This is a genomic window from Rhodoferax sp. OV413 (genome assembly GCF_945881795.1).
In the GTDB taxonomy this organism is placed as follows: Bacteria; Pseudomonadota; Gammaproteobacteria; order Burkholderiales; family Burkholderiaceae_C; genus Allorhodoferax.
The window spans coordinates 1-5,708 of the sequence record NZ_CAMCVG010000111.1; the positions used below are offsets into that span (position 1 = coordinate 1).

The 5,708-nt window shown below is 64.7% G+C and carries 7 protein-coding genes; 1 reads left to right on the plus strand and 6 read right to left on the minus strand.

The window, feature by feature from the left end; all coding sequences use genetic code 11:
• On the minus strand, nt 1-182 hold a 182-nt coding region (locus Q0O05_RS10970), incomplete at its 3' end, for an acyl-CoA dehydrogenase family protein (RefSeq protein WP_293663018.1).
• A gap of 13 nt (nt 183-195) precedes the next feature.
• Complete coding sequence (locus Q0O05_RS10975) at nt 196-648, minus strand: MerR family DNA-binding transcriptional regulator (protein ID WP_293663020.1); 453 nt, start codon at nt 646-648, stop codon at nt 196-198.
• 175 nt (nt 649-823) lie between these two features.
• Between Q0O05_RS10975 and Q0O05_RS10980 the strand changes: the two genes are divergently transcribed.
• On the plus strand, nt 824-1,519 hold the full coding sequence (locus tag Q0O05_RS10980; protein WP_293663022.1) for a glutathione S-transferase N-terminal domain-containing protein: 696 nt from the start codon (nt 824-826) through the stop codon (nt 1,517-1,519).
• A gap of 32 nt (nt 1,520-1,551) precedes the next feature.
• Here the strand turns inward: Q0O05_RS10980 and Q0O05_RS10985 are convergent, their stop codons facing one another.
• The 4 genes from Q0O05_RS10985 to glyS form a co-directional block, all read right to left on the minus strand.
• Complete coding sequence (locus Q0O05_RS10985) at nt 1,552-2,460, minus strand: SprT family zinc-dependent metalloprotease (RefSeq protein WP_293663024.1); 909 nt, start codon at nt 2,458-2,460, stop codon at nt 1,552-1,554.
• A 24-nt stretch (nt 2,461-2,484) separates the two neighbouring features.
• A complete protein-coding gene (locus Q0O05_RS10990) occupies nt 2,485-3,222 on the minus strand; it encodes a lysophospholipid acyltransferase family protein (protein WP_293663028.1) in 738 nt (245 codons plus the stop codon).
• Nucleotides 3,223-3,284: 62 nt separating this feature from the next.
• A complete protein-coding gene (gene gmhB / locus Q0O05_RS10995; protein WP_293663025.1) occupies nt 3,285-3,833 on the minus strand; it encodes a D-glycero-beta-D-manno-heptose 1,7-bisphosphate 7-phosphatase in 549 nt (182 codons plus the stop codon).
• A 43-nt stretch (nt 3,834-3,876) separates the two neighbouring features.
• Nucleotides 3,877-5,708, minus strand: a 1,832-nt coding sequence (gene glyS / locus Q0O05_RS11000; protein WP_293663027.1) for a glycine--tRNA ligase subunit beta, incomplete at its 5' end; no start/stop codon positions are given.

Below are 5,708 nucleotides of genomic sequence, written 5' to 3' on the forward strand. Positions count from 1 at the left end.
ACGGTGATGCCGAGCACACCCAGGTCGCCCATCTTGCGCCACAGGTCCATCGGGAACTGGTCGCTGCGGTCGATCTCGGCGGCGCGGGGGGCGATTTCAGCTTGGGCAAATTCCCGCACCGCGTCGCGCAGGGCGTCAATGTCTTCGCCGAGTTGGAAATTCAGGCCGGGCAGGTTGCTCATAGGTGTCTCCGCTTTAGGGGGTTTTGGGGGCTGCGTCCGCCCGCTTGGCGGCGCGCTTGCGGGGGGCAGGGGCTTCGTCTGATGAGGCCTTGGCCAGCAGGGCCCGGGCCTCGCGCTGGTGGACTTTGATCTCATCCAGGTTGGCTTGCAGGTCGGCCATCTGTTCCTCGACCTGGCTGCGGTGGGCGGCCAGCACGTCCAGAAACTTCTGCAGCTGGGCGCCGGTGTCGCGCGGGCCGTCGTAGGTTTCGATGATGTCTTTCGCCTCGGTGAGGCTGAGGCCCAGGCGCTTGGCGCGCAGGGTGAGCTTGAGGCGGGTGCGGTCGCGCCCGCTGTACAGCCGGTTGCGCCCGCCGGGGCCGGTGCGCTCGGGCTGGAGCAGGCCCAGATCTTCGTAAAAGCGAATGGCGCGGGTGGTGAGGTCAAACTCTTTGGCCAGATCGCTGATGCTGTAGGTGGTGCTCATGGTCCGTTCGGGGTGCAGGGTGCGGGGAGCTTTTGAAGCTTGGCCGGGCCGTGCAGTGATTGACGTTTACGTAAACGGAAATTATGCGGCAAAAGAACTCTGGGCCGGGCCGGCCTCAGGGCACTGTTTTTTCCGGTAAGGTGCTGGCGTTTCCCCCACCACCGGAGCTTCCCCCATGATCGACCTCTACTACTGGGCCACGCCCAACGGCCACAAAGTCACGCTTTTTCTGGAAGAAGCCGGCATTCCCTACCAGCTGCACCCGGTGCATATCGGGCGGGGCGAGCAGTTCAAGCCCGAGTTTCTGGCGATTGCACCCAACAACCGCATACCCGCCATCGTGGACAACGCGCCGGCCGATGGTGGCGCGCCGCTGTCGCTGTTTGAATCCGGCGCCATCCTGCAGTATCTGGCCGAAAAAATCGGCCGCTTCATGCCGCAGGACCTGCGCGGGCGCACTATGGTGCTGCAGTGGCTGAACTGGCAGATGGGCGGACTGGGCCCGATGGCCGGACAAAACCACCACTTCACCCAATACGCCCCCGAAAAAGTGCCTTACGCGATTGAGCGCTATGTGAAGGAAACCTCCCGCCTTTACGGTGTGCTCAACAAGCACCTGAGCGACGGGCGCGACTTCATTGCCGGCGACTACAGCATTGCCGACATGGCCTGCTACCCGTGGATCGTGCCGTACGAGCGCCAGAGCCAGAAGCTGGAAGACTTTCCCCACCTTGCCGCGTGGTTTGCCCGCATTGCGGCGCGCCCCGCGACCGTCAAGGCCTACGCGATTGCCCAAGCCGTGCAAAACCCGGGCATCGACGACGAGGCAAAGAAGATTTTGTTCGGGCAGGACGCCAAAACGGTGCGCTAAAACGTAGGGGCTTGCTCACCCTTTTCGCCGGCTCACCACTTCGGAATGGCCGGCTCCTTCAAGCTGTTACGCAAGGCTGCGTAGTCGGGCACCACGGTGCGCACGGTGTCCCAGAAGCGGGGGCTGTGGTCCATCACCCGCAGGTGGCTGAGCTCGTGGGCGACCACATAGTCCAGCACCGCGGGGCGCAGGTGAATAAGACGCCAATTGAGCCGGATGGAGCCGTCGCTCTTGGCACTGCCCCAGCGGGTGCCGGCGTTACTCAGGCTCAGCTTCTTCCATTGAACCTGCAGCAGCGGCGCGAAGTGGTCGAGCCGCTGCACAAACAGGGCCCGCGCCTCGCGCATGAGCCAGGCCTGCACCGCATCGCGGATTTGGGCCGGATTGGCGCTTTGCGGCAGGGCCACCCGCAGCCAGCGCACACCCGCGGCATCTGGCTGCCCATCCAGCGCGGCGCCCTTGGCAGCAAACCCGTGGGCCGCGTCGAGCGCGATGCGCACCGGCGCGCCCAGATAAGGAAACTCGGCGCCTGCCGCCCAGTCGACCTGCGCGTGCTGCTGGCGGGTGCTGCGTTCGCGGGTTTCGTGCAGCTTGCGCAATATCCAGTCGGACTTGGTGCGCAGGGCGGCGTCCACCTCGTGCAGGGGTGTCCAACGCGGCGCGCGCACCGCCAGTCCGTCGGGGCCGACCACAAAACCAATGGTGCGCCGCTTGCCGCGGGCAAAGGCGTAGCGCACCACTGCACCCTCTAAGTGCACTTCGCGCGTGGCCTGCGGATGGTGGTAGCTAACAGGGGATAAGGCCTGTGCCAGCGGCTGCCCGGGCTCGAGCGGCCCGGCGGGATACGCTATTTTTTTAGGAGCTGATGGCGCAATAGCGGCGGGCGCCGGAGCCTCAAAAGGCTCAAATAAATCGAGGGTGAAGCGCAACAGCGGGTGCATGGTGCGGGTTCGGGCTTTGCGGGCTCAGTCCGGGTAAGCGTCGGGGTCGAGGCGTCGCATTTCGGCCTCAATCCAGGTCTGGACTTCCATCATCAGCTCTTTGGGGTCTCGGCCCTCGCTGGGGATGGGCTTGCCAATCGAGACTTCCACCACGCCGGCGGTCTTGACGAAAGCCTTGCGCGGCCAGCATTTGGCGCTGGTAACTGCAACAGGAATCACCGGCGCGCCGGTGGCCACGGCCAAACGTGTGCCGCCGAGCTTGTAGGTTCCGGTCTTGCCGCGGGGAATGCGTGTGCCTTCTGGAAACATGATGACCCAGATGCCTTGGGCCAGCAGGCGCCTGCCCTGCTCCACCACCTTGGAAAACGACTCGGCGCGCTGGCTGCGGTCGATATGAATCATGTCGAGCCGGCCCATGGCCCAGCCGAAAAAAGGGATGTAGAGAAGCTCTTTCTTGAACACATAGGCCAGCGGATGCGGCATCAGCGTGGGCATCAGAAAGGTCTCGTAGGTGGACTGGTGCTTGACCAGCAGAATGGCGGGCGCGGTGTCGCCGGTGGGGAGGTTTTCCCAGCCAATCACGTGGGCACGAATGCCCAGCAGCAGGCGAGCGCCGTCAATCGCCCAACGCAACCATCGCACCGCCATCCACCACAGTGGCTTCCCGCGCACGCGCACTGAGGCCACCAGCATCACCAGCGCCCAGGGCATCACGGTGACCAGCATCCACAGCATGTGCAGGCAGGAACGCAGGAATGCCATCACACGGCCCGACGTGGCAGCAGTTGGCGTGCGGGGGCTCGGGCGCGGTGTGAGCGGGGCGTTCATGGCTGGGCCACCAGGTAGTCGGCAAAGGCGGTGAGGTCGTCGTGGACGCGGGTATCTGCGGGGTAGATGTCGGGCAAGGGCAGGCCACGCAGGCCAGCGGCTTTGCCGGTCAACACCAGGTGCGAGGCGCAGCCCAGCGCAGCGCCGGCTATCAGGTCGCGGGGGGAGTCTCCCACGGCAGGCACGCCGCGCAGGTCGATGCCGAAGCGCTCGCTGATTTGCTCGAACAGGCCGGGGTCGGGCTTGCGGCAGCGGCAGCGGTCGTCGGGCGTGTGGGGGCAGTAAAAAATCGCATCCACCCGCCCGCCCACCGCCGCGAGCATGGAGTGCATCTTGGCGTGCATGGCGTTGAGCGCGGCCACATCAAACAGCCCGCGCCCCAGCCCGCTCTGGTTGGTAGCCACCACCACGTGCCAGCCCGCGTGGTTGAGCTTGGCAATGGCTTCGAGCGCGCCGGGCAGGGGCCGCCACTCGAGCGGGGACTTGATGTAGTCCGCGCTGTCGATGTTGATGGTGCCGTCGCGGTCGAGGATGCAGAGTTTCATAGAAGGGCGCGGGTGACTAATGCTGCGAATTCAGGCGGCGGATTCAGGTGGCCAGTTTGGAGAGGTCTGCCACGCGGTTCATGGCCAGATACAGGCTCTTGAGCAAGCCCAGGCGGTTCAGGCGCAGGTCCAGTTGCTCGGCGTTGACCATGACGTCTTCAAAAAACGCATCTACCGGGGCCCGCAGCGCGGCCAGGGTTTGGAGCGACGCGGTGTAGTCGCCAGCCTGCCACTGGCTTTGGGCCTGGGGCAACACGGTTTGCATGGCTGCGTGGAGCGCCTTCTCGGCGCTTTCCTGCAGCAGGATCTCGCTCACATGGGCATCGACATCGTCAGTTTTCTTGAGGATGTTGCTGATGCGCTTATTGGCGGCTGCCAGCGCGGCGCTCTCGGGCAGCGCCGCAAATGCGCGCACCGCGCCCAGCCGCTTGGCCACATCGCCCAGGCGCTGCGGGCGCAGGGCCAGCACCGCATCGACTTCCTGGGCGCTAAAGCCTTGCTCCCGCAAGGAGCCGGCAAGGCGGTCGAACATAAAGTCCACCAGCGCGTCCGACGCATCCGACACCAACGCACCAAACGCTGGCACCGCGCTGCGCACCAGAGCGCTCAGGTCGAGCGGCAGGTCTTTTTCGACCAGCATGCGGATCACGCCCAGCGCATGGCGGCGCAGGGCGAAGGGGTCTTTATCGCCGGTGGGCAGGTTGCCGATGCCGAACATGCCGACCAGTGTTTCCAGCTTGTCGGCCAGCGCCACCACCAGCCCGGCAGCATTGCGCGGCAGGGTGTCGCCGGCAAAGCGGGGCTTGTAATGGTCTTCAATCGCGTGGGCCACGGTGTCGCCCAGGCCATCGTTGAGCGCGTAGTAGCCGCCCATGATGCCTTGGAGCTCGGGGAACTCGCCCACCATGTCGGTGAGCAAATCGGTCTTGGCAAGTTGGGCCGCCGTGTCCGCTTGGGCCACCAAGGCGGCGTCTCCTTGGCCCTGCTGCACCAGCTGAGCGGCAATGGCGCGGGCGATGTTTCGCACCCGTTCGACGCGCTCGCCCTGGGTGCCGAGTTTGTTGTGGTACACGACTTTACCCAAGGCTTCCACGCGCGAGGCGAGTGTTTTCTTGCGGTCCTGGTCAAAGAAAAATTTGGCATCGGCCAGTCGGGGGCGCACCACCCGCTCGTTGCCGCCGATGACAAAACTGGCGTCTTCGGGCTGGATGTTGGACACGACCAGGAACTGGTGCGTCAGCTTGCCCGCGCTATCGAGCAGCGGGAAGTACTTCTGGTTGGCCTTCATCGTGAGAATCAGGCATTCCTGCGGAACATCGAGAAACTGGGTCTCAAATGCGCAGGTCAACACATGGGGGCGCTCGACCAGTGCGGTCACTTCGTCGAGCAAGGCGTCGTCATCAATGGCTTTGAGCGGGCCGCGGGCGCCATCTGTGGAGGCGTTTGATCGGGAATCAGATTGAGAGGCTTGGGCGGCAGCGGCTTCGAGCTGACGCACGATCTCGGCGCGCCGCTCGGCAAAGCTGGCAATCACAGCACCATCTCGCGCCAGTGTGCTGGCATAAGCGTCGGCATTCGCAATCACCACCGGAGACACCCGCGCCTCGAACCGGTGGCCTTCGGTCTGGTTCGAGGACTGCAGCCCCAGCGCCTGCACCGGCACGACTGTGCTGCCATACAGAGCGACCAGCCCGTGGGCGGGGCGCACAAAGCTCACACTGGTCCAGCCGGGCAGTTCGCAATTCTTTTGCAGCTGGTAGCTCATGACTTTGGGGATGGGCAACTTGGCAATGCTCTCGAGCAGGGCCTTTTGCAAGCCGTCCGCCAAGGTGACGCCGGTTGCAATGCTCTCAAAAAACAAGGCCTCGGCCTTGC

Excerpts from the sequence above, each read along its gene's own strand:
- Q0O05_RS10990 (WP_293663028.1), bottom strand. The coding sequence starts at position 3,222 with ATGGCATTCCTGCGTTCCTGCCTGCACATGCTGTGGATGCTGGTCACC.
- Q0O05_RS10985 (WP_293663024.1), bottom strand. The coding sequence starts at position 2,460 with ATGCACCCGCTGTTGCGCTTCACCCTCGATTTATTTGAGCCTTTTGAG.
- gmhB (WP_293663025.1), bottom strand. The coding sequence starts at position 3,833 with ATGAAACTCTGCATCCTCGACCGCGACGGCACCATCAACATCGACAGC.
- Q0O05_RS10975 (WP_293663020.1), bottom strand. The coding sequence starts at position 648 with ATGAGCACCACCTACAGCATCAGCGATCTGGCCAAAGAGTTTGACCTC.
- Q0O05_RS10980 (WP_293663022.1), top strand. The coding sequence starts at position 824 with ATGATCGACCTCTACTACTGGGCCACGCCCAACGGCCACAAAGTCACG.